The following is a 21,734-nucleotide window of genomic DNA, read 5'->3' as shown; positions in this document are numbered from 1 at the left end:
GGGGGCAGTGCGAGGCTTCCGAGGAGAGGCGAGCCCCGCTTCCTCAATGCATTCAGATAGACGCTCTCGTCGTACAGTGTCCGTGTTTGCCAGCAGCGCTAGAGGATCCGTATCCACTTGAACGCCAATGCCCCGACGGCGGCCTGATACGAACTGCCCTTCGATCGCTGTTGCAGGTAGTAAGCGCCCGCCCAGAATGACTTGTTAATTGTCTGGCCGGCCCATTCCACGAAGGTCTGGCGCAGGAACGTCGGACATTGCCAGCGCCAGTGCACCCAGCATTTCTTGCCACTGCGCTCAGTGACCGGCGCAATGCCGGAATACTTCTGCAGTTCAGCAGCGTGCCTGAAGCGCTCACGCTGCTCGCCGAATGCGGCAAGCAGCCGCGGTGTCAGATGTGGGGCCGCTCCCGGCAGGCATTCAAACAGGGCGAAGGCAGGTAGCGTTCGCGCGACCGTCGCAATCTCGCTGTCGAACACATCGATCCCAGCGAGAGCCGCTCGCAGTTGTGCCACCAGCGCCAACGCGTGCAGCCGGCAGGGTGAGAGGATGCCGGGATCTTCAGTCAGAGGGGTGGCCGAGCGAATGGACTCCAGACGCATTTCGATCAGCCTGGGGCGGCGGCAGTTGTGCGCATGGAAGAACGCCTCAAGGGTACTGCGGTGGGCGCGTTTGACGGCCGAAAGCGTCGGCCAACGCGCGATGAAGTCGCAGAACAGTACCGTGTCGATGTGCGCGAACCACTCCGGCGCCTGCGGGTAATACTGTTTGAGCGTATTGCATAAACGGTTGATATGACTCCGCTTGTCAAGAGGGGATCGGTTTTGGGTTTTGAGCTGCCATCTGAATTTCCTGAGGGCGACGTAGCAGTAAATCTCGACGGTGGATCATGCTGATATCCGCGGGTTGGTTACCGCATTACAGAAGTCCGCCCAGCGAGCCTGCCGCTATCTAGTGCCGCAAGTCGAATCAAATCCGTTGCCTAACCGTCTCGCGGGTTGCTCGGGTGCCGGGCTACGCCGCTTTCAGGAAACTCTTGCTCGGGTGGTGAGGTTGATTTACTTGTTGCTCAAGGGTTCGGTCACGCCATGCGCACCTCGGGCCGTACGGAGAGCGACATGGCGAGCTGGCTGATGTCCCAGATGAAACCGGCGAGTTCGCGAGCGACCGCGACCACCGCAATATTCTTCTGCTTGCCGCGCGCGAGGAGCTTCCGGTAGCGCCGGCACAGGCGCATCTGCGCGTCCCAGGCGCGGTCAACGATGGGCTTGGGGATGCCTTCGTGGCGGCGCTGGATTTCGGGGCTCACGCGGGCCGGATGCTGGTAGCTCCAGGCCGCTTCCACCAGCAACTTTCTTGCATAGCTGTTGCCGTTCTTGGTGATGCTGCCCTGACGGCGCTTGTCGCCCGACGAGTGTTCGGATGGCGTCACCCCCAGCCAGGCCATCAGCTGGCGCGGGTGGGCGAAGCGTGACAGATCCCCGAGCTCAGCGAGCATGCCCACTGCCGTGGTGAACTGCACGCCGCGCATCGTCTGCAGGCCCAGCACGGCAGGATAGAATCGCCAGTTGACGACAGCCTCGCGCAACGCGGCCTCCAGCCGGTCGCATTGCGCCAGGCGATCCTCGATCGTGCGCCGATACTCCTCGAACGCCAGTTGCTGCCAGACGCTGTCGAAAGCATAGGCGCTGAGCCAGCGCCGGTGCGCAGGTCCCCAGTCGGCGCGGCCGGCATAGCGCACGCCATGCAAGAGCAGAAAGGCCTTCAGCCGTTGCCGCGCACGCTTAAGATCGTCCTTGGCGCTGACCCACGCGCGAGCCAGATCGCGGAATGCTTCGTCTTCCACGCTTGGCACGTACACCGCTGACAGGTCGCCGGCGCGCAGCGACCGCACCAGCTTGATCGCATCACGCCGGTCAGTCTTGACCCGATCGCCCGGCTTTTTCGGAATCAGCGACGGCGCGCACACCAGGCAGTCGAATCCCTTCTGCACGAGCTGACGATAAAGTCCATAGCCGCACGGGCCCGCCTCGTAGACGATGCGGATGTGCCGCGCCTTCGATTGCAGGCGCGTACACAGCCGATCAATATCCGTCTTCGTCGTGCCAATCTTGCCGAGCAGTTCGACCTCGCCTGTGCCCAGCGCATAGGCAACCGTGATCGAATCCTTGTGAACGTCGAGCCCTACGTACAGTGTGATATCTTTTTCCACGCTGGCCTCCGTGATGGATATCGCCGGGTGTGGCCCTGTCCACACCGTGCGGCTCTGGCAGAAATACTAACCCGCGTTTGAGTCCTCGCGGCGGGCCAGCCTCTACCTCGCGGAGTCATACTGACTAGTGAATCGCGTCTTGTCGCCGACCATTTCACGGCGCTGATCGATCAGGCTCATCAGACAACGCATACCCGCGCTTTGCGGCCTCAGCGGAGCGAACCGCTCGGGATGCAAAGCAGCAGATCGAGTGCCAGTTTGGCATCGGTGGGATCGTCTTTGGCCCGACTCGGTTTGAACGCCTCGCGGTATTTTGCGAGCGTCGATGGATTAAACGGAAAGAGGACCAGGAAATCATACTTCTGAAGCGCGGAAACTATTGGTCCCCTTGCCAGCTCGAGGGCAACTGCGATCATCCCGTCAAAGCGCTGATGCAATCCATTTGCCCACTCATCAATGCATGCGACCTGATGGGAACACAACTGAACTCTCGACTGGTGTCGTCGGCAGCCTGCAGGCAGATATCGTGTTTCGTATCCGCCCAGTCGATGCCTACATACGCTGCAAACTGCTGATCCGATAGAGGCGACATGTGAACCTCTGCAAGTGATAGATTGTCTGGCAGGGACATGCATGCTTGCGCTCTGCGAAGCCAATATAGTGAGCCGGTGCGACGGCGAACCCTGAGTATTCGTTGACGAGCGCAAGCGCACCTGCGGACTTGGAGCTAAAGCCGCAAACGTCCAGGCGTTTGGGTCGAGATATTCGTAGCCCCGCGGGTGCATGTTCCGCTTGCGCTGGCAGCAAGCTGCCAGTGCTACCAGTATCAGTGAAAGCGGAACGGACTATCTATACAGGGTCGATCAATGGACCATTCGACTGTGCACTAACAGGCGCTCACGCTGCTGCCTGCACTGCAGAGGAAAGCGATTCGCGAGTGTAATCGCTCGGCGGGCAAGAACTGGCGCGCATCGTGACGCGAGGAGCTAGAGCATGTCACACGTTCCCTACCTACGATGGTTGCGGCCGGCGGGTGTGCGATCGGTCCGGCTGACTACCGGACTGGTGATGTTCACCTACGTAGGCACGCATCTCCTGAATCACGCGCTGGGGAATATCTCGCTCGCATGGCTGGAGCGTGATCTGCTTGTGCAGAAGTACGTCTGGCAGGGATGGCTTGGAACGGTCGTGCTGTACAGCGCGCTCGTGACGCATTTCTTCCTGGGTCTGTGGGCTTTGTACGAACGGCGCTCGCTGCACTGGACTCCGGGCGAGGTTGCGCAACTCGTTCTCGGCTTGTGCATACCGCCGCTGCTAGCCAACCATCTTGCGAATACGCGGGTCGCCTTTGCCGAGTTCGGCCTGAACAAGGGCTACGCGCAGGAACTGTACTCGTTCTGGATCGATTCACCGTTCTTTGGCGGTGTGCAGTTGATGCTGTTGGTGGTCGCCTGGCTGCATGGGTGTTACGGCATCTGGTTTTGGTTGCGATTGAAACCATGGTTCGGAGCGTGGCGGAGCTTGCTGCTGAGCGCTGCCGTCCTGCTCCCGGTGCTCGCGCTTCTAGGCTTCTTACAGGGCGGACGGGAAGTGATCGCGCTCGCGCGAGATCCTGTCTGGCGCGCCGCGGCGACACGACCGACGATCGTTGGAACCGGACCGCAAAAACTTTGGCTCGCCGAACTGCGCAATGACTTTTTGCTCTTCGATGGCGGTGCGCTGCTGCTGGTGCTTGCCGCGCGGCTGGTGCGCACGGTGCGGGAACGCCAGGTCGGGCGGCTCGGCGTTCTGTATCCGGACGGGCGAAAAATATTTGCGCCGCGCGGATTTTCGGTACTTGAGACTAGCCGCATGGCCGGTGTTCCGCATGCCAGCATGTGTGGTGGGCGCGCCCGATGCACGTTGTGCCGGGTACGCGTGCTCAGCGATGTTCCGCTGCCCGCGCCTGCCGAAGCGGAGCGTCGCGTTCTGGAGCGACTGGGGGCTGATCCGCAGACAGTGCGCCTCGCCTGCCAATTGCGACCGGCCCATGACCTCTCCGTGTGGCCAATGGTGCCTCCCGCAGCATCGACGGCCTTCTTGCAGCGGCGCCAGCGGGACGTTATGCCGCAAGAGCGATTCGCGGCGTTCATGTTCGTGGATATGCGGGATTCCACGAGGCTTGCGGCGGCACAGTTACCGTTCGACACCATATTCTTGGCCAGCCGCTTCCTGAGTGCGGTCAGCTCTGCCGTAGTCCAGGCGGGCGGCCTGCCAAATCAGTTCCTGGGGGACGCAGTGCTCGCGATATTTGGCTTAAGCAGCGAGCCGTCGACCGCCTGTCGTCAGGCTCTCAGCGCAGTGCCGCTGGTGGCGGCCAATATTGACGAGCTCAGCGCTATGCTCGAGCAGCAGCTGCAAACGAAAATTCGCTTTGGGATCGGATTGCATTGCGGCGCGGCGGTAATGGGTGAGATTGGTTTTCGCGAGCACGTCACATTCACTGCAATTGGTGACCCGTTGAATGTGGCCTCGAGACTTGAGCAGTTGACAAAGGAGATCGCTTGCGAGGCGATCGTCTCAGAACAGGTCTTCCAGCATGCCGGCGTTCCGGCCGCAGGCCTGCCGCAGCTTGCCGCACGCCTGAGAGGCCGCGATGATCTGGTGCCCGTCCGTGTGCTGTCCAAGGCGGCGCAGATGCCTCGGGCCTGACCACGCCCGCGGCGCCACGCTCACAGACCGCGTAGTGTCGCTTGACACATCCGAACCGAAGGTCCCGTATTACCGCGAAGGACGAAACCGCTCGCGCGGTAAGGGGCTCCGGCCAACGTTAGTGGTCCCGGAGAGGAAACCGACTCTGTTTTCATGTTGAAGGGCGAGGCAATCCGCCTCGTCGTTCAACGGGAGCAGAGCCATGACTCACACCAGCCAGGATATCAGTCCGCTGCGCCAGCGCCTGATCGACGACATGCGCATGCGCAAGCTCGCACCGAAGACGCAAGCCGGTTATGTCCGCGTGGTCCGTCAGTTCGCCGCTTTTCTCGGGCGCCGGCCCGACACCGCCACGGTCGAGGACCTGCGGCGCTACCAGCTGCATCTGGTCGACCACGGCATCTCGCCCGTGTCGCTGAATGCCGCCATCACCGGACTGAAGTTCTTCTTCGAGATCACGCTCCACCAGCCCGAGCTGATGGCGAAGATGCAGCCGGTGCGCGTGCCCCGCACGCTACCGGTCGTGCTCAGCCCCGACGAAGTGGGCCGCCTGATCGCCGCCGCCGGCAACCTGAAGCACCAGACCGCGCTGTCGGTCGCCTACGGCACCGGCCTGCGCGCCAGTGAAGTGGTGGCGCTGAAGGTCGGCGACGTTGACAGCCAGCGCATGACGCTGCGTATCGAGCAGGGCAAGGGCCGCCGGGACCGCTACGCGATGCTCTCGCCGGTCCTGCTCGAACGCCTGCGTGTCTGGTGGCGCGTGGCCCACGCGCAGGGTCGCATGCTCAAGGGCGGATGGCTGTTCCCGGGGATGGATCCCGTCGACCCGCTGACCCCGAGGGACTGAACCGCGCCATCCATGCCGCCGCCGAGGCCGCGAACATCGACAAGCGCGTGTCCATGCACACGCTGCGTCACAGCTTTGCGACTCACCTGCTCGAACAGAAGGTCGATATCCGCCTGATCCAGGTCCTGCTCGGGCACCGCCAGCTCGAGACCACCGCACTCGTTTCTGCCGGCAACGGTAACAGGTCGATGGTTCCACCTGTACATGATCCTGGACCTGTATAGCCGCAAGATTGTCGGCTGGGAGGTGCACGACAGCGACGCGGCCGAACACGCTGCTCATCTCGTGCGTCGTACGGCGCTCTCCGAAGGCATTGCCGTCCTTGAGACCCGGCCGGTGCTGCACGGCGATAACGGTGCGACGCTCAAGGCCACGACCGTGCTGGCGATGCTCCACTGGCTGGGTGTCAAGCCGTCGTACTCGCGCCCCCGTGTCAGCGACGACAACGCCTACGCCGAGGCGCTGTTCCGAACCGCGAAGTACCGGCCGGAGTTTCCGGTCACAGGCTTCGAGGACCTGAACGCTGCTCGCACCTGGGCTGCCGGCTTCGTGCAGTGGTACAACTTCGAGCATCGTCATAGCGGCATCCGCTACGTGACACCTGCGCAGCGTCATGCCGGTGACGATCGTGCGCTTCTCGTGGCACGTCACGCACTGTACGCGAAGGCGCGCGCGTGCAATCCGGCCCGCTGGTCGCGTCACACGCGCAAACGGACACCGGTTGGTGCCGTGAAGCTTAACCCCGAACGTGACTCAGTCGTTGAGATGGCGTCGATCGGCGCAAATAAACAGCCTCTGGCTGCATGAGTGAGGCGACAACCTGCTTGATGCGCGCCGCACCGCGCGCGGCCTGCGCAGGGGCTTCGCCCGTGTAACCCTGATCGGCGAAGGCCACTTTCACGGTTTCTCCCGTTGCCTGCTGCACCTGGCGTGCCAGTTCTGCCGCCTGTGCGCGCTCCTGCTCGTTGGCCGGTGTCACGTGTACGGCGAGCAACTGACCCAGCGTGTCGACCGCCATATGCACCTTGCTGCCACCCTTGCGCTTGTAGCCGTCATATCCTGCGCGTGGACCGCTCTCACATGTCGATTGCATCGTACGGCCATCAAGGATCACCGCGCTGGGCTGCCCCTGCCGCCCCTGCGCGACACGGATGATCGAACGAAGACCACTCACCATGCACTCGAAACAGCCGGCCGCCAGCCATCGCTGCGTCTGCTGGTACACCAGTTCCCGCGGCGGAAAGTTGGTCGGCAGCATTCGCCACGCAGCCCCAGCGCGAGCCATCCAGCGCAACGCATTGAACATCTCGCGCAACTCGTATTTGCGCTGTGGTGCACTCTCATCCATCAACGTCAGATACGCTGCTACGAATCTCCATTCTTCGTCTGACACGTCTGTCGGATAGGCTTTACGTTTCTCTCTTGTCATCCCTCCAGGGTGATATGACTTCTCGTGTCAATATGATCGGTTCTGTGTTTTCGATGTTTGAATTTCCTGAGGGCGACGTAGCAGTAAATCTCGACGGTGGATCAAGCTGATATCCGCGGATTGGCTACCGCATTACAGATGTCCGCCCAATGAGCCTTCCGCTACCTACCACCGCAATTCGGATGAGATCCGTTGCCTACCCTGGTCGCGGGTTACTCGTGTGCCGGGCTACGCCGCCTTCAGGAAACTCCTGCACGTGTCGTTACGGTGGATGCAGACGCAGGGCATTGCTGTACATCATGGCATCTGTGTCTCGCGCGGTATGGCCAGCGACAAGGAGAGCCGGCAGATGTCCCAGATGAATCCGCTGAGTTCACGGGCAACTGCGACTACGGCGATATTCTTCTGCTTGCCGCGCGCGACGAGTTTGCGATAGCGTCGGCACAAGCGCACCTGTGCGTCCCAGGCTCGATCTACAATCGGTTTAGGGCTACGCTGAACAAGCCGCGAATTCGGCAGCGTGTCAGCAATTTGAACGTCGCCAAGTCATGAGGCCGAGCTTAGGTCATTGCTTTTCGGCCCTCGCAGGCCTGTTGGGCGGGCGCGTTGCCCGCCTTTCGCCCACTATGGGCGTACCGGTGCCATCAGTTTCTTGCGCGACAGGTAGACGTTCGCCAGTGCGAGCGCGACGAACGCCCGGTTGGCGTTCTTTGCCAGCCCGCGATAGCGCACCTTCGTAAATCCCCACAGTCGCTTCACGACGGCGAAGACATGTTCCACCCGGGCGCGAATCTTCGACTTGTTGCGGTTCTTGCCCCGTTGCACTTCGTCGACTTCGCCGCCCGCACGGCGCGTGCGCTGATTGGTAAAGTCGCGCGCCCTGGGCGCCTTGCTGTGGATCAGCTCCTTCTGGCTCGCATAGGCGCTGTCGCCGTAGACGCGCCGCTCCTGCCCGTGCAGCAATTGCGGCAGTGGATGCTTGTCATGCACGTTGGCCGGCGTGAGCACCGCGCTGTGCGCCAGGCCGCTCTGGCTGTCCACACCGATGTGCAGCTTGGCGCCGAAATACCATTGCTTGCCCTTGCGGGTCTGATGCATCTCGGGGTCGCGCGCCTTCTGCTCATTCTTCGTCGAGCTCGGCGCGCCGATGATCGTCGCGTCCACGATGGTGCCGCTTTTGAGCTTCATGCCGCTGGCCTGCAGCACCCGGCCGACTTCGGCAAACAATTGCTCGCCCAGTTTGTGCGTCTCCAGCAGGCGCCGGAATTTGAGCAGCGTCGTCGCGTCCGGTACGGCTTCACAACCCAGGTCAATTCCGGCAAAGCGACGCAGGCTGGCGCTGTCGTAAAGTGCCTCTTCGCAAGCGAAGTCGGCCAGATTGAACCAGTGTTGCACGAAGTGGATCCGCAGCATGCGCTCCAGACCAATTGGCGGGCGGCCATTGCCACGCTTCGGATAATGCGGCTCGATCACCGCGCACAGTTGCGCCCATGGCACGATTGCGTTCATCGTGTCGAGAAACTCGTCGCGCCGCGTGCGTTTGCGGTGGGTCTCGAAACCCGCCCCCTGATCGGCTGCCATCGCCAACGTCTGCTGCTTCATCCTGTTTCGCCTTCTTCGTTCAATCCGATTTCTATAACGCTTGAGGTACCGGATCGGTGGACTTACTAAGCCGAAACAAAGTAACCGGACATGGGTCAAGCCGCGTAGCGGACTGACGGATGTTGAAACATGGATCGGACCAAAGCCGGAATCTTTTGCAACGAGCGCAGAACCGCTCGAACACGCTGCTTGAGATGCCCGGGACCTTTGATGGCAAGCTTGCCGATCTTGTGATGTTTGAGATAACCCCATACCAACTCGTCCGGGTTCAGGTCTGGCGAGTAAGCAGGAAGGAAGAACAGACAAAGGCGCCCATCTGATTCCGCGGCAAGCTGCCGGATCGCTTTGCAACGATGTACCGGATGACCATCGGCAATCAGGAAGACAGGCGCATCGGCGGTGAGCATCAGCCGTTTGACGAAGTCGACGTATACGGAGATCTTGAAGCTGCCTTCGAAACACATGAAGCGAAGTTGGCCACGCGGGCTGATCGCTGAGATCAGGTTCACCTTGAAGCGCGCGCCAGTGACTTCGACTACCGGAGTTTGACCGACCGGCGCCCAGGTCGTGCCGCTGTGATAGTCCGATCGTACCGTCGATTCGTCGACGAAGAAGATCTGTGCCCCGACGTGTTTGGCCTGCCCGACAATGGCCGGGTATTCGTCCCGCATCCACGACTCGACCAGTTCAGGGTCGCGTTGGTACGCACGCGCAAGCGGTCGCTGGGGCGAAAGCCCGAGCTTGCGCAGCAGTCGACCGACCGACACCTCGGAGAGCCTGACGTTGAAATGTTCGCGAATCAACTCCCGCACCATGTCTCGCGTCCACAATGCAAACTCGAACTTCATCTGCATGGGGTTCTTCGTTGTGACCGTCTGATAGACGAAGCGGATAGCCTCGGACGACAGCTTCATCGGTCGACCAGGGATTGCCTTGGCTCGTAACGCCTCGATGCCCCCTTCGCGCCAGGCCGCCAACCACTCGTAAATACGCGCCCTCGAGAATCCGAGCGTGCGGATCACGTCCTCCGGCGACTCGCCAGCTTCGACGCGCTTGACCGCACGAATACGGATCTCTTCAAGCGTTGCATGTGAAAGCTGCCGGCCGTCGTCCTCTCGCATCTCGCCTCTCCCTAAACCCCTTAAAGCTTAGACCATGGCGTCGATTTATGTTCGCTTACTTACGCACTGGTTAGTAATCAGCGAATGAAAGGGACTTCCCCGTCCCGCGGCTGCGGTGGAAGCCGTAAATGGGCATCGACGTGTCATCATGAAGTTTCGAACGTTCACCACACCAACAAGAGGAGAAGTCCATGCCTGTTGTCACTGTCGGAATCGATCTTGCCAAGAACGTCTTTGCGGTTCACGGAGTGGATGAAGCCGGCAAGGCAGTATTGGTCAAACCGCGTGTCTCACGGGATCAACTGCTCGCGCTGATCGCCCAGTTGCCGCCCTGTCTCATCGGCATGGAAGCGTGCTCGGGTGCGCATCAATGGGCACGTATGTTCCAGCAGTACGGTCACACCGTGAAGCTGATGGCGCCGAAACTCGTGGCACCGTACCGTATGTCGGGCAAGCGCGGCAAGAACGACGCGGCGGACGCAGCGGCGATCTGTGAGGCGGTGACACGTCCGAGCATGCGCTTCGTGCCGCTGAAGGACGAACACCAGCAGGCGACACTCTGCCTGCATCGAACGCGGCAGGGCTTTGTCGAGGAACGGACCGCAATCTACAACCGGATACGTGGCCTGCTTTCGGAATTTGGCGTGGTGCTGCCGCAAAGCCCGGAGCGTCTGCGAAGAGAGATCACAGTCCATCTCGATTCTTTGCCCAGCTGGGCCAATCGCTGCATCAGCGATCTCCTTGAGCACGCAGGCAACATCGAGGCCCGGCTCGCCGAATACGACCGCGCGATTAGCCAAATTGCGCGCGATGACGAGCGCAGCCGGCGGCTCATGCAGTTGCGCGGTATCGGCCCGACCACGGCGAGCGCACTGCTTGCGAGCCTGGGTGCCGGACATGACTTCCAAAATGGTCGCCAGGTGGGCGCGTGGCTCGGATTGACGCCAGGGCAGCATAGCAGCGGCGGCAAGCAGCGGCTTGGCAGCATCACGAAGGCAGGCGACGCCTATCTGCGCTGTCTGCTGGTGAATGGTGCGCGCGCCGTCATCGCGAATCTCGGCGAGAAGCAGGATCGCTTCAGCCGTTGGGCGAGAAGCCTCGTTGAGCGGCGCGGATATTGGCGCGCGGCCGTAGCGATCGCAGCCAAGAATGCGCGAATGGCGTGGGCGGTCCTCAAGTACGGCGAGGACTTCAAGCACGAGCCAGCCGCCGGGTGAGTTCCACCGATGTATTCGTCAACCGTTCACCAACGAGAAGCAACGGTACCCATGAGCGATTAAATGATCACTTTGCACTGCCAGCGGTGATGTGAAGCGGTTGGACCCGCGCGAGGTATACCTGATAAGGCTACAGGGATTCATTCCCGGTCAGCGAACGAGGCCCTTGCGCGCGTCTTTCATCAGGGTCCGGGCCGTCAGCCCAACATGACCGGTTGTAGTACCGCAGTCCTTCACCTTCTCACACGACGTCGGCAAGGCAACATTGCGACAACAGAAAACCACATTTGTGCTTGCGCTCAATGGGGAAGCCCTTGTAGTTGCCTTAGGCAGACCTTCGTGACGACGCTGAATATCGGGGCTCACACGCGCAGGGTGGCGATAGCTCCATGCAGCTTCAACTAGCAGCTTTCTTGCATAACTGTTGCCGCTTTTAGTGATGCTGCCCTGACGACGCTTGCCGCCCGATGAGTGCTCGGACGGCGTCACCCCGAGCCACGCCATCAACTGGCGTGGGTGCACGAAGCGTGAGAGATCGCCCAGCTCGGCGAGCATGCCCACTGCCGTGGTGAACTGGACACCGCGCATTGCCTGCAGGCCCAGGACGGCGGGATAGAAGCGCCAGTTGACGACTGCCTCACGCAGCGCGGACTCCAGCCGGTCACATTGGGCGAGCCGGTCTTCGATCGCGCGACGTAGCTCTTCAAACGCAAACTGCTGCCACGCACTGTCGAAGCTGTATGCGCTCAGCCAGCGTCGGTGCGCCGGCCCCCAGTCGGCAGAGCCGGTGTAGCGCACGCCGTGCGACAGCAGAAAGGCTTTTACCCGTTGCCGTGCACGCTTGAGGTCGTCCTTGGCAATCACCCATGCGCGGGCCAGATCCCGGAATGCTTCATCGTCGATGCTGGGGACGTATACGGCCGACAGGTCGCCGGCACGCAGCGATCGGACGAGCTTGACGGCATCACGTCTGTCAGTCTTGATGTGCTCACCTGGCTTGCGGGGAATCAGCGAGGGCGCGCAGACCATGCACTGGAATTCTTTCTGGACAAGCTGCCGGTAAAGCCCATATCCGCACGGACCGGCTTCGTAGACGATGCTGACGCATCGCGCTTTAGATTGCAGTCTCTTGCACAACCGTTCCACGTCGGCCTGTGTAGTACCGATCTTGCCGAGCAGTTCAACCTCGCCCGAACCAATGGCATAGGCGACCGTGATCGAATCCTTATGAACATCAAGACCCACGTAAAGAGTGCTATCGTGCTCCATGCTGGCCTCCGCGTCGGAAATCGCCGGGTGCGGCACGTCCGCACCGTGCGGCTCTGACAGCAATCCTAACCCGCGTTTGATTCCGTTGTGGCAGGCCAGCCTCTGTCCCGCAGGAAGTCATACTGCCTACCAGGTTTTGATCGGAAGTTCCTTCTACCTTGCAGGCTCGCGGGATCGAATGTTCGGGTCAAGCGTTGCGAAATACCGGAGTACATCCGTGCGTCTCAACTGCTTGCACAACCATGTGGCCTTGCGGATCCACGGCGTGAAGCTGCAAAACATTCTTGGCCAGATCCAGTTCAATAGTCGCTATGTTCATGATGAACGCTCCTTTGCCGTGGACGTCACGACTTCTGCACTTTGGCATAAATCCTTTCGCCGCTTAGCGGGAGTCGTCCATCAGATCAGAACCGTTGACGCTTCCCCACAATAGCCCACTGCACATTCGTGTGCTCAATAGAGCGCTTACGGTTAAGCAATCTCGATCGGGCGCGCGCCGGGAGTCATTTGCGCGGGCGAGCGGAGCATTCGACCGGTGGAATCTGCAACTCGACAGCCATTCCGAAGCCAAAATAAAAAAGGGCAGCAGAGATTACTCTGCAGCCCCTTGACTCTCCAAGCGTCTGTCTATGCTTCGCGCGTTCGGAATTTTTGCTGCACTGTGGCTTCCGTCAACGCATCATCGCTACCTTCCTCCAGCGAAATATTCCGGGTTTCGCGTCCTTTGACCCACCAGATCGCGGCGGCCACCGGACCGGGCAGAGCAAGTGCGAGCAGCACGAGCAACGGTGCGGAAGGTGTGCCCGTCGTGCTAAAAGCACTCGTCAGTAGCAGCGGCGTAATCATTGCGCCCACTCGACCGAAAGCAACGGATACGCCCAAACCCGAAGCGCGTAGCCGTGTCGGCAGGATTTCAGCCGAAACCACGTAAGCCGAGATATAGCCCCACGTCACGCCAAACTGGATCAGGCAGTAACCGAACACCATGGAAGGCAGCGTTTGCGCAAAGTAGACCACCAGAATCGCAAGCACGGTGAACGTGTAGCTCGTGAAGAGAGATGAGCGGCGCCCCCACGACTCGAGCACACGAGATGCAAGCAGGCCACCGAGCAAAGCTGCTACGTTGCCGTAAACGTAGTAGATCGGCATCGCGGCGGCCGGCACTTTCATGTACGGCAGAATCACGAGCGCCATCAACGACAGTACGCCATATACAACGACGGCCTGCGAGAAGTTCAGCGCACTGGCAAGGCTGCACGGACCGCGATAGCGGCCAACCAGTTCACTCACGTTACGCCAGAACGTCGGGTGTGCAGGCACGATCGCGGTGGGTTCATAGCGTTTCTGCGCTTCGGTTGCCGCTGCGATTCCGGCGCCCTTTGCATACGCGGCAATCTCGTCGACGATCGCTTCGGCTTCGGTCACGCGCCCTTGCTGCAGAAGCCAGCGCGGCGATTCGGGGATCACGCGGCGAATCCAGAAGAAAATCAGCGCCATCGTGGTACCCAGGCCAAAACCAACGCGCCACGCGATGTCGGGTGGCAGCAGATTGAGCGCGTAGTACGAAACAATGGCCGACAACACGGCACCGAGCGGAAAACCAGACAGGATCAGCGCGTCGGTACGTCCGCGATTGCGGCGCGGAATGAATTCGCCCATGGTGGCCGTCACGGCAGAGTATTCGCCGCCCACGGCAAGCGCGGTCAGTGCGCGGAACAAAAGGAAGGAGTCGTAGTTCCACGCGAAGATGGTTGCCACGCTGAACGCGGCATACCAGAGGAGCGTAGCCAGGAACAGGCGTTTGCGGCCGAAGCGATCCGCGAGGTAGCCGAATGCGACCGCGCCGACCAGAATGCCGAGCACCCATACGCTCACGGCCAGCGAGCTTTGGGCCGCATCAAGGTGCCAAAGCGCCTTGATCGTGCCGAACACGCTACCGATGATATTGGTTTCAAACGAGTCAAGCGTCCAGCCCATTCCCAGCGCGACCGTCAGCAGACTGTGAAAGCGGGTCCACGGCATGTGATCGAGCCGGGTTAAGACGTCGGTCTTGATGGTGGTTCGGGAAGTCATGTCGATATGCTCCTTTCCTGATTCGATTCTCTATTCGTCATACTAACTAAAATGAAATATTTCAGACACATTCGAGTCATACCGCGCGGTTAATTAGCCATGGCGCGCCCCCTCGGACGGCGGTACATTGCCCGAATCAGCGCGTAGCACGTGGACCATGCCGTCATAAGCGATCAGAACGCCTTCCGGCATGATGTTTTCCGATTGCTCCAGTAGCCACGCATCGAGCGTATGGGATGCATGAGTCATCCAGGTACGCACTGGCCGCAGTTGCTCGACCAGCGCACAGGCGGTATCCCAGTCGTTGTGATTGGCCGGCTGAGCCCTCGGGGGAACGAGCAGTCGAGTGCGAGCGAGAACCGTCCCCATGTTCGCAGCCAGTCCAGCGTCGAAGATGGCAACCCGATCGTGTCGGTCAGATAGGCAAAGCGTTCGCCATTCAGCCCTTCGATCGCATAGCCGAACGTTGGTTTGGAATGGATCGGCGGCAACGCCGTGAATTTCAGGCCACCAATCTCGAAAGATCCGAATTTTTCCGCCTGATTGAATGCGAGCAGGCCCGGGTTGCGATACAGATCGGCGCAACCGTTGCTGTCTGGCGGAGCCCAGGTCGGCATGGGTTTCCCGAAGCCCCAGCGCAGATGGAACAATCCCTGCACGTGATCGGGGCGGAAATGCGTGAGTACGATCGCGTCGAGACTGCTGGGCGGAAAGCGTTCGGACAGGTCCATCAGCCCGGCATCGAGCAAAACGCGGGTGGTGTCCGTTTCGAGCAGAGCGCTGCAGGGACGACGGACGCAAGCGGGCACATGTCGCGCTTGTGTACACGCCGGGCAGTTGCAGCCGTAAAGCGGTACGCCGCCTGCCGCTCCGGTGCCGAGGAAGGTAACGCGCATCATGTTTGCTCCGCGCAACGGAGAATCAGCGAAACCAGTGCCTCCCCCGCCTGTTCGAGATCGCCGTCATGACGGATGATTTCCGCTTTGCCGGACAACTGCGCGAGCAGGTCGTTGCGCTGCAGGCGCTGCTCGACCTGCTCGACCGTTTCGCGGCCACGCGCCAGAAGGCGTTCACGCAGTACCGCCTGCGGTACTGCGATTTCCACCGGCACGAGGTACGGGTAGCGTGCGCGCGCCTGCGGCAGATATTCGCGCGACCCGTTCATCACGACGGTGAGACCCTTGTCCAGCCAGTGGTCGATCTCGGCCCCGATGCCGTATTGCAGCCCGTTGCTCGCCCAGTTCAGCGCGAACAGGTCCGAACCGCTACGTGCCGCGAACTCTTCCGGGCTCAGGGCGACGTGGTTTTCGCCACCGGCGTCTGCTGCGCGCGTGATGTAGCGATGAGCAAAGCAGATCGCGGCGTGGCCGGACAGCTGTTCGCGCGCATAGCGCAACAGGCTGTCCTTGCCGCTGCCGGATGGGCCGCTCACGTGGATTAGCTTGCCTGACATCGAAGCGGCCTCAGTGATGCACGCGGCTCGCGCCGAGTACGAGCTTGCCGCGAGACCACACCTGGTCGGCATGCGGCAGGCCGCCTATGCGCTGGACTGCAACCAGATCGGCACGCTGTCCCACCGCGATCTCACCGCGGTCGCTTAGCCCGGCTGCGCGCGCAGGATTGCGCGTCACGAGAGTTATCGCGTGCGCGAGCGAAACGTCTGCGACCTCCGGCAGCCTGAACGTGGCCGGCAGCAACGAGGCTGGCGAGTAGTCGCCGCACAGGCAGTCCGCGACGCCTGCTAGCACGGCATCGAGCGCGCGCATGTTGCCCGACTGCGACTTGCCGCCCAGGATGTTCGGCGCGCCGAACAGCGTGGCAATGCCGTGGCCCCTCGCGGCCTGGGCCGTTTCGAGGTTGATCGGGAACTCGGAGATCGTCGCACCGAGTTCGCGCACCACATCGACCTTGGCGGCCGAATCGTCGTCGTGGCTTGCAATCGCGACACCCCTCGCGCGTGCCAGCGCAGCGAGTTGCTGCATGCGCTCGAGCGCGCCTTTGGCAGCTTCTCGCTTCTGTTTCATGATTTCGTCGAGCGTGGCATCGTCAGCCTTGTAGGCGTTCGCAAGATAGTTGCGGAACGACTCCACGTCGCGAAACTGGCCCTGGCCCGGGCTGTGATCCATGAACGAGATCAGGTCGATCACGCCTTCGTCCATCAGGGACGTCAGAACTGGTGGCGCGGTGACATCAGTCACCTCGAAGCGTGCATGGAATCTGTTATCGATCAGCGCATGCGCTTGCCACGCGAGAATCGAGCGGCCAAGTCCGGCTGCCGTTTCGTTGTTGCGCACGCCGAACTCGCGATTCGCAAAAGACAGCGCATGAAATACCGTGGTGATGCCGGCAGACGCGTTGCGTTTGTCCGCCTGCGCGCAGGCGAAGTCGAACGGAAAATACACGCCCGGACGGGGTTCGGCCTCTTTTTCCAGCGAGTCGCAGTGCAGGTCGATCATTCCCGGAATCAGCATATGGTCTTCCAGATCGATCACGGTCGCTCCGGCCGTATGCTCGGGGTCGAGTGCCGCGATTTTGCCGTCCTCGATGAGCACGGCAAGTCGCTCGCGCACTTCGTCGGCGAGAACGACGGTTGCGTTCGTCAGAAGTTGGCGGCTCATTGCGTTATTGCTTCCGAAAGAGAGGGCGGGACAACCGGCGGCGCCAGTTCGATTACATGGTCGGCAAGGCGTGCTACCAGGTCCGGGTGGTGGAAGATGGCGAGCATCGCCACACCTTCCGCCTTGATCGCCTGCAGGATTTCCACGATCTTGCCGGTGGTGCGAGGATCGAGGCTTGCGGTCGGCTCGTCGAGCAGTAGCAGGCGCGGGCGAGCGACCAGGCCACGCGCGAGGTTGACGCGCTGCTTTTCACCACCCGAGAAGGTCGCAGGCGGCACTTCCCAAAGACGCTCGGGCACGTTCAGCGCATCGAGCAGTCCACGCGCGTTGTCGCGCGCTTCGGCACGCGTCGCGCCGCGCACGAGCAGAGGCTCGGCCACGACATCGACAGCGGCCTTGCGCGGCAGGCAGTGCAGGAACTGCGTGACGAAGCCGATCTGGTGCTTGCGCAGCGCGAGCACGTCGTGCTCCGACGCCTGCGCGAGATCGACGGTCTCACCCGCTTCAGTACGGAACAGCACGCTTCCAGCGCTCGGCAGATAACTACGGTAGATGCATTTGAGCACCGACGATTTGCCCGCACCGGTCGGGCCGATCAGCGCGGACAGGGCACCGGGCTCAACGGCAAACGAGACGTTCGCACAGGACGGGATGGTCTTGCGCTGATCGTGCAGCGTGAAATGCTTGCTCAGGTTTTTAACGGTCAGGATCGCGGACATCGGTTTACCTCAGAGTGCGGAGGCCACGAGCCGCTGCGTGTACGCATGCTGCGGGTCTTCGAGGATCTGGTCGGTCAAACCCGACTCGATGATGCGGCCATACTTCATCACGATCGTGCGGCCCGCCAGCAAGCGGATCACGCCGAGATCGTGCGTGACGGCGATCATCGCCGTGCCGAGTTCCTGCTGGATTTCGAGGATCAGGTCGAGGATGCGCGCCTGCACCGACAGATCGAGGCCGGTGGTCACTTCATCGAGGAACAGTAGCGGCGGACGGGTCGCGAGTGCTTTCGCGATCTGCACGCGCTGTTGCATGCCGCCAGAAAACTTCTTCGGCGACTCGTCCATGCGCTCCGGCAGTACTTCGGTGCGCGAGAGCAGCTCGCGTGCGCGTTGCCGGATCTCGCCGAATAGCGTCACGTCGTTCATCAACAGGCGCTCGGCGATGTTCCCGCCCGCCGACACATTGAAGTTCAGGCCGAGGTGCGGATTCTGGTACACCATGCCGAAACGGTGGTTGCGTAACCAGCGCTGTTCGGCGGCATTCGCTGCGAACAGGTTCCAGTCATTGTCTTCATCGAAGAAACACGCCGTACCCGCGGTCGGCTTTTCATCGAAATACAGCGTTTTGACGACGGTCGACTTGCCCGAGCCCGACTCACCCATGATGCCGAGGATCTCGCCCGGCCGCAGGTCGAAACTGACGTCGTGGGCAGCCACCACCGAACCGCAATGCGCGCAGATGTTGGTGTCCTGTTCCGGTCCGGTGCTCTCGATGCAGCGCTCGCAGCCTGCGCCGTGAATCTTGGTCAAACCGCGCACTTGAAGAATGGGGCTCACTGGGCAGCTCCTTCAGTCGTTGCCGTGGCCTTCTCATCAGTGCGGCCGGCGCGATAGTCGTTGCAATAGTCCGAATCGGAGCATTGGTACAGCTTGTCGCCGTCGTCTCTGATGATCTCGTCGAGAAAGCTCCCGGTCGAGCCGCAACGCGCGCAGGCGCGGCGCTTACCGTGCTCATCGTGGAAGTCCTCCGTACGGAACGGCACGTCGTCGAACGCGAGCGGATCCGCGCTCGTATAGGGCGGCACTGCGTAGATCTTCTTTTCGCGGCCCGCACCGAGCAGCACGAGCGCGGCCGACCTGTTCAGCTGCCGCACGTCGTAGCGCGGGATCGGGCTCGCGTCGATCACGTAATGGCCGTTGATGCGCGTCGGATAGCGATGCGAGATCGTGATCTCGTCGAACTGCACGAGGTCTTCGTACAGCTTCGTCAGCAGCCGCGAATAGTCGCCTTCGCCATGCATGGTCTTGCGACGCGCTTCGGACGGTTCCACCACGACCAGTGGATCGGGGTATGGCACCTGCAAAACGAGAATCTGCTGCTCCGTCAACGCGGTTTCGGGAATCCGGTGGCGAGACTGGATCAGCGTAGCTTCGCTGGTGTGCTCGGTGGTCTGTACGCCCTCGCAGGTGAGTTCGACGAAGTGACGCAAATTGACCGCGTTGACCGAGTCATCGGAACCCTGGTCGATCACCTTGAGCGTATCGTCCGGACCGACGAGGGACAGCGTGAGCTGCAGACCGCCCGTCCCGAAACCGCGACCCATCGGCATTTCGCGCGAGGCATACGGCGTCTGGTAGCCGGGTACGCAGATCGCCTTGATCACCGCGCGGCGGATCTCGCGCTTCGCGTACTCATCGAGAAAGCCAAAGTTGTAACCCGCCTCGTCGAGCGGCAATTCGTAGAGGTCGTTCATAGCTCGACTCCTTGTACATCCTGTTCGGTCTGCTTGCCCGCAGCCTTTCCCTGGGTCGTGCGCAGCCGATCCATGTCCGACTGGAACGTGACGTAATGCGGCATCTTGTAGTGACTCGCGAAACCCATCGAATCCACACCGTCGATATGCAGCAGCACGAACTCGGGATCCTCCGACGGATTGGTCGGACCGTTACGCATGCCGTTCTGCAGCGAGCGGTCAAGCACGGCCATCGAGATTGCCTTGACTTCGTTGTGGCCGAAACATGCGCCATAGCCGAGGGTGAAGACAGGTGGGCCGCCGCCGTCGTCGTCCTCGTACATCGCCACCATCTCGCACTCGGTCATCAGGACCTCGCCGGCTTCGACCAGTTCGCCCGTGACCGGATGCGGAATCCGCACAGGCACATAGCCCACGCGCAGTTCGGCCACCGTCGGGTGAACATCGCCATAGCCGCGCATGTTCGAGTACGCGATCGCGAGCAGTGAGCCGGTTTCGGCGCGCGCCATCGTCGCGAGCGCGGCGGAACGCGACACCGGGAAAATCAGCGGATCACGCGTGACATCGAACGGCTCCGCCTGCGATGGTTGGAGCGTCGGCAGCAGCCCCTCCGCGCGCAGCGCATCGACGACCTTCGGGAAGGTGTCGGGCAGATCGCTTTCGTCGATCGAGTCGAGGAACGTCCGTGCAACCGAACGGAATGCTTCCGGCGATTCGTTGGCGAGGTCGAGGCGCATCAGGCGCAGCGCGTAGTCGTTGGTTGGGCCGAGCATCTGACCGCCCGGAATGTCCTTGAACGCGCTGGAAATACGGCGGATCACGCGCATTTCGCCCGTATGCTGTACGGGCGCCTCGAGCAATCGAGGCTTGGTCGATCGATAGCCACGCAGCGCGAACGCTGCCTCGAGCGTATCGCCCTGCATCTGCTTGATCGCGAGCGCGGCGAGCCGCGGGTGATACAGACCGCCTTCCGACACCACCCGCGAGGTCAGGGAGCGAAGTTGATGTTCGATCGTCTGCAGCGTCAGCGGCGTGCCGTGTTCGCCCTCGGCCGTGCGCAGCGCGTCGACGACACGTTCAGTGCCCTGGATTGCCCGGCCGCCGCCCTTGATAGCCACATAACCCATTATCGGCCTCCTTCTACGGCAACCTTGATCGTGCGCGGCAGCGCGACTACGCTGCGCTCGTCCAGCAGCACCATATCGACGCCGAGCGGGAAGGCGCTGTTCCAGCGCTTGCGCAGCTTCCACCAAAGCGGGTCGACACCCGACATCTGCAGCGAAATGCTGCTTTGAATGCCGGGACCGCTGAGGACAAGCCCGGAACCTTGCGTGATCTCGTCCGCCACCAGTAGGAGTGTTGCGCCGTTCTCGGGGCTGTCGAGCGTGCCGCATGCAAGCTCGACAGCGGGTACTTTTCTGCCCGGCATCACGACGAATTGGGCCTGATCTGCACTGGCTGACTTTGCACCGAGTCGCTGAAGGTCTGCGGCATCAACCAGCTCGCAAGGATCGGCCAGCGTCGTTGCTGGATCGGCCAGCGTGGCAAGCACGAGGGGCAGCACATGCGCGGCCTGTGTCTGCAGTTCGCTGATTCGGCCCGGATAGGAAAATGCGTCCAGGATGCGGCGAAAGGCGCGTTGCTGAACCGGCGGGGTCCAGTCGGCCGGGTGCGAGACGATACGCGTCTGCAGCTCATTCATCATCGTCCTCCTGCGCGGCGAGCAACGCGAAGTCCACGCGCGTTGCCGCCAGCAACTTCTTGCGGTCGGCTGCGGTTGCTTCGACGCTCCGCTCGCCTTCGCGAAGCAGCTCCAGCGCGGCGTCATGTCCCGGCCACGCGGCTGCCGTTACCGCGTCGAGAATCGCGAGCGCACGAATCAGGCTGGTACGGTCATCCATCACGATCGCCGCGCCTTCGGCGGTGCCGCCTTGTGGGTCGGTCAGGCGCACATGCGCCTTGGCGAGCGGAATCTCGCCGAGGTAATAGGTCTCGCCCAGGGCAGCGTCGGTGAGCGGCACCAACGCGAGGCCGGATTGCGGGATTTCCAGGTCTTCCACCTGGAATTGCTCACAGATGCGATGCGCGAGTACGCGAATGCGCTCTACCGGAACGTTCGTCCAGTAGCGCATCCAGTCGCCGCGCGCAGGCTGCGTCCCCATTGTCTTCATGAGCAGTC

Annotated in this window: 19 protein-coding genes and 5 pseudogenes; 4 read left to right on the top strand and 20 right to left on the bottom strand. The window is 61.7% G+C overall.

What is annotated here, in order from left to right:
* Window positions 1-98: 98 nt before the first annotated feature.
* From OKW38_RS03000 to OKW38_RS02990, 3 genes are all read right to left on the bottom strand, one after another.
* On the bottom strand, window positions 99-602 hold the full coding sequence (locus OKW38_RS03000; RefSeq protein WP_429359914.1) for a transposase: 504 nt from the start codon (window positions 600-602) through the stop codon (window positions 99-101).
* A gap of 479 nt (window positions 603-1,081) precedes the next feature.
* The gene (locus OKW38_RS02995) at window positions 1,082-2,212 is read right to left on the bottom strand and encodes an IS110 family transposase (RefSeq protein ID WP_090803864.1); all 1,131 of its coding nucleotides are present in this window, start codon (window positions 2,210-2,212) and stop codon (window positions 1,082-1,084) included.
* A gap of 209 nt (window positions 2,213-2,421) precedes the next feature.
* Window positions 2,422-2,694: a hypothetical protein gene (locus OKW38_RS02990; RefSeq protein ID WP_429359912.1), complete on the bottom strand. Its 273-nt coding sequence runs from the start codon at window positions 2,692-2,694 to the stop codon at window positions 2,422-2,424.
* A 586-nt stretch (window positions 2,695-3,280) separates the two neighbouring features.
* On the opposite strand from OKW38_RS02990, the gene OKW38_RS02985 reads away from it, so the two are divergent.
* From OKW38_RS02985 to OKW38_RS02975, 3 genes and pseudogenes are all read left to right on the top strand, one after another.
* Window positions 3,281-4,903 (top strand): adenylate/guanylate cyclase domain-containing protein, encoded by a 1,623-nt coding sequence (locus OKW38_RS02985; RefSeq protein ID WP_429332814.1) that lies wholly within the window; start codon window positions 3,281-3,283, stop codon window positions 4,901-4,903.
* Between the two features lie 202 nt (window positions 4,904-5,105).
* Window positions 5,106-5,974, top strand: a pseudogene (locus tag OKW38_RS02980) (tyrosine-type recombinase/integrase).
* Window positions 5,910-6,557 (top strand): annotated as a pseudogene (locus tag OKW38_RS02975) (transposase); the annotation flags it as partial. The pseudogenes OKW38_RS02980 and OKW38_RS02975, both read left to right, overlap by 65 nt.
* 7 nt (window positions 6,558-6,564) lie before the next feature.
* Here OKW38_RS02975 and OKW38_RS02970 read toward each other — a convergent pair.
* From OKW38_RS02970 to OKW38_RS02955, 4 genes and pseudogenes are all read right to left on the bottom strand, one after another.
* A pseudogene (locus OKW38_RS02970) lies at window positions 6,565-7,179 on the bottom strand (IS5 family transposase); the annotation flags it as partial.
* Between the two features lie 297 nt (window positions 7,180-7,476).
* Window positions 7,477-7,668 (bottom strand): annotated as a pseudogene (locus OKW38_RS02965) (IS110 family transposase); the annotation flags it as partial.
* A gap of 135 nt (window positions 7,669-7,803) precedes the next feature.
* On the bottom strand, window positions 7,804-8,781 hold the full coding sequence (locus OKW38_RS02960; RefSeq protein WP_429359811.1) for an IS5 family transposase: 978 nt from the start codon (window positions 8,779-8,781) through the stop codon (window positions 7,804-7,806).
* 95 nt (window positions 8,782-8,876) lie between these two features.
* The gene (locus OKW38_RS02955) at window positions 8,877-9,902 is read right to left on the bottom strand and encodes an IS630 family transposase (protein ID WP_429359560.1); all 1,026 of its coding nucleotides are present in this window, start codon (window positions 9,900-9,902) and stop codon (window positions 8,877-8,879) included.
* Window positions 9,903-10,093: 191 nt separating this feature from the next.
* Between OKW38_RS02955 and OKW38_RS02950 the strand changes: the two genes are divergently transcribed.
* Window positions 10,094-11,119 carry an IS110 family transposase gene (locus OKW38_RS02950; protein WP_429359498.1) on the top strand — a complete coding sequence of 342 codons (1,026 nt, stop codon included), beginning with the start codon at window positions 10,094-10,096 and terminating at the stop codon, window positions 11,117-11,119.
* Window positions 11,120-11,443: 324 nt separating this feature from the next.
* On the opposite strand, the pseudogene OKW38_RS02945 reads toward OKW38_RS02950, so the two are convergent.
* From OKW38_RS02945 to phnG, 13 genes and pseudogenes are all read right to left on the bottom strand, one after another.
* Window positions 11,444-12,388: pseudogene (locus OKW38_RS02945) on the bottom strand (IS110 family transposase); the annotation flags it as partial.
* A gap of 187 nt (window positions 12,389-12,575) precedes the next feature.
* A complete protein-coding gene (locus OKW38_RS02940) occupies window positions 12,576-12,707 on the bottom strand; it encodes a hypothetical protein (RefSeq protein WP_429332106.1) in 132 nt (43 codons plus the stop codon).
* Between the two features lie 308 nt (window positions 12,708-13,015).
* Window positions 13,016-14,461 (bottom strand): MFS transporter, encoded by a 1,446-nt coding sequence (locus OKW38_RS02935; protein ID WP_429359910.1) that lies wholly within the window; start codon window positions 14,459-14,461, stop codon window positions 13,016-13,018.
* A gap of 93 nt (window positions 14,462-14,554) precedes the next feature.
* The gene (locus OKW38_RS02930; RefSeq protein ID WP_429332108.1) at window positions 14,555-14,710 is read right to left on the bottom strand and encodes a hypothetical protein; all 156 of its coding nucleotides are present in this window, start codon (window positions 14,708-14,710) and stop codon (window positions 14,555-14,557) included.
* A complete protein-coding gene (locus OKW38_RS02925; protein ID WP_429359908.1) occupies window positions 14,707-15,360 on the bottom strand; it encodes an MBL fold metallo-hydrolase in 654 nt (217 codons plus the stop codon). Before OKW38_RS02925 ends, OKW38_RS02930 begins: the two co-directional genes overlap by 4 nt.
* Complete coding sequence (gene phnN / locus OKW38_RS02920) at window positions 15,357-15,914, bottom strand: phosphonate metabolism protein/1,5-bisphosphokinase (PRPP-forming) PhnN (RefSeq protein ID WP_429359906.1); 558 nt, start codon at window positions 15,912-15,914, stop codon at window positions 15,357-15,359. The genes OKW38_RS02925 and phnN overlap by 4 nt, the downstream gene beginning before the upstream one ends.
* A 10-nt stretch (window positions 15,915-15,924) precedes the next feature.
* A complete protein-coding gene (locus OKW38_RS02915) occupies window positions 15,925-17,079 on the bottom strand; it encodes an alpha-D-ribose 1-methylphosphonate 5-triphosphate diphosphatase (RefSeq protein WP_429359904.1) in 1,155 nt (384 codons plus the stop codon).
* Entirely contained in the window at window positions 17,076-17,798 is a 723-nt protein-coding gene (gene phnL, locus OKW38_RS02910) for a phosphonate C-P lyase system protein PhnL (protein WP_429332112.1), read from the bottom strand. Before phnL ends, OKW38_RS02915 begins: the two co-directional genes overlap by 4 nt.
* A gap of 9 nt (window positions 17,799-17,807) precedes the next feature.
* Window positions 17,808-18,638 carry an ATP-binding cassette domain-containing protein gene (locus OKW38_RS02905; protein ID WP_429332113.1) on the bottom strand — a complete coding sequence of 277 codons (831 nt, stop codon included), beginning with the start codon at window positions 18,636-18,638 and terminating at the stop codon, window positions 17,808-17,810.
* Entirely contained in the window at window positions 18,635-19,555 is a 921-nt protein-coding gene (locus OKW38_RS02900) for an alpha-D-ribose 1-methylphosphonate 5-phosphate C-P-lyase PhnJ (RefSeq protein WP_429359902.1), read from the bottom strand. The genes OKW38_RS02905 and OKW38_RS02900 overlap by 4 nt, the downstream gene beginning before the upstream one ends.
* Window positions 19,552-20,682: a carbon-phosphorus lyase complex subunit PhnI gene (locus OKW38_RS02895; RefSeq protein ID WP_429332115.1), complete on the bottom strand. Its 1,131-nt coding sequence runs from the start codon at window positions 20,680-20,682 to the stop codon at window positions 19,552-19,554. Before OKW38_RS02895 ends, OKW38_RS02900 begins: the two co-directional genes overlap by 4 nt.
* Window positions 20,682-21,257, bottom strand: coding sequence for a phosphonate C-P lyase system protein PhnH (phnH, locus tag OKW38_RS02890; protein WP_429359900.1), 576 nt, complete (start codon window positions 21,255-21,257; stop codon window positions 20,682-20,684). Before phnH ends, OKW38_RS02895 begins: the two co-directional genes overlap by 1 nt.
* Window positions 21,250-21,726: a phosphonate C-P lyase system protein PhnG gene (gene phnG / locus OKW38_RS02885; RefSeq protein WP_429332117.1), complete on the bottom strand. Its 477-nt coding sequence runs from the start codon at window positions 21,724-21,726 to the stop codon at window positions 21,250-21,252. Before phnG ends, phnH begins: the two co-directional genes overlap by 8 nt.
* Window positions 21,727-21,734: the final 8 nt, after the last annotated feature.

Origin of the sequence: Paraburkholderia sp. MM5496-R1 (assembly GCF_050436205.1) — a bacterium.
GTDB lineage: Bacteria > Pseudomonadota > Gammaproteobacteria > Burkholderiales > Burkholderiaceae > Paraburkholderia > Paraburkholderia tuberum.
The sequence above is the reverse complement of the archived record's forward strand: the minus strand, read 5'-3'. Positions and strand labels throughout refer to the sequence as shown.

Excerpts from the sequence above, each read along its gene's own strand:
- phnL (WP_429332112.1), bottom strand. The coding sequence starts at position 17,798 with ATGTCCGCGATCCTGACCGTTAAAAACCTGAGCAAGCATTTCACGCTG.
- OKW38_RS02895 (WP_429332115.1), bottom strand. The coding sequence starts at position 20,682 with ATGGGTTATGTGGCTATCAAGGGCGGCGGCCGGGCAATCCAGGGCACT.
- OKW38_RS02940 (WP_429332106.1), bottom strand. The coding sequence starts at position 12,707 with ATGAACATAGCGACTATTGAACTGGATCTGGCCAAGAATGTTTTGCAG.
- OKW38_RS03000 (WP_429359914.1), bottom strand. The coding sequence starts at position 602 with ATGCGTCTGGAGTCCATTCGCTCGGCCACCCCTCTGACTGAAGATCCC.
- OKW38_RS02985 (WP_429332814.1), top strand. The coding sequence starts at position 3,281 with ATGTTCACCTACGTAGGCACGCATCTCCTGAATCACGCGCTGGGGAAT.
- phnH (WP_429359900.1), bottom strand. The coding sequence starts at position 21,257 with ATGAATGAGCTGCAGACGCGTATCGTCTCGCACCCGGCCGACTGGACC.
- OKW38_RS02915 (WP_429359904.1), bottom strand. The coding sequence starts at position 17,079 with ATGAGCCGCCAACTTCTGACGAACGCAACCGTCGTTCTCGCCGACGAA.
- phnN (WP_429359906.1), bottom strand. The coding sequence starts at position 15,914 with ATGTCAGGCAAGCTAATCCACGTGAGCGGCCCATCCGGCAGCGGCAAG.
- OKW38_RS02935 (WP_429359910.1), bottom strand. The coding sequence starts at position 14,461 with ATGACTTCCCGAACCACCATCAAGACCGACGTCTTAACCCGGCTCGAT.
- OKW38_RS02900 (WP_429359902.1), bottom strand. The coding sequence starts at position 19,555 with ATGAACGACCTCTACGAATTGCCGCTCGACGAGGCGGGTTACAACTTT.
- OKW38_RS02955 (WP_429359560.1), bottom strand. The coding sequence starts at position 9,902 with ATGCGAGAGGACGACGGCCGGCAGCTTTCACATGCAACGCTTGAAGAG.
- phnG (WP_429332117.1), bottom strand. The coding sequence starts at position 21,726 with ATGAAGACAATGGGGACGCAGCCTGCGCGCGGCGACTGGATGCGCTAC.
- OKW38_RS02930 (WP_429332108.1), bottom strand. The coding sequence starts at position 14,710 with ATGACTCATGCATCCCATACGCTCGATGCGTGGCTACTGGAGCAATCG.
- OKW38_RS02925 (WP_429359908.1), bottom strand. The coding sequence starts at position 15,360 with ATGATGCGCGTTACCTTCCTCGGCACCGGAGCGGCAGGCGGCGTACCG.
- OKW38_RS02960 (WP_429359811.1), bottom strand. The coding sequence starts at position 8,781 with ATGAAGCAGCAGACGTTGGCGATGGCAGCCGATCAGGGGGCGGGTTTC.
- OKW38_RS02950 (WP_429359498.1), top strand. The coding sequence starts at position 10,094 with ATGCCTGTTGTCACTGTCGGAATCGATCTTGCCAAGAACGTCTTTGCG.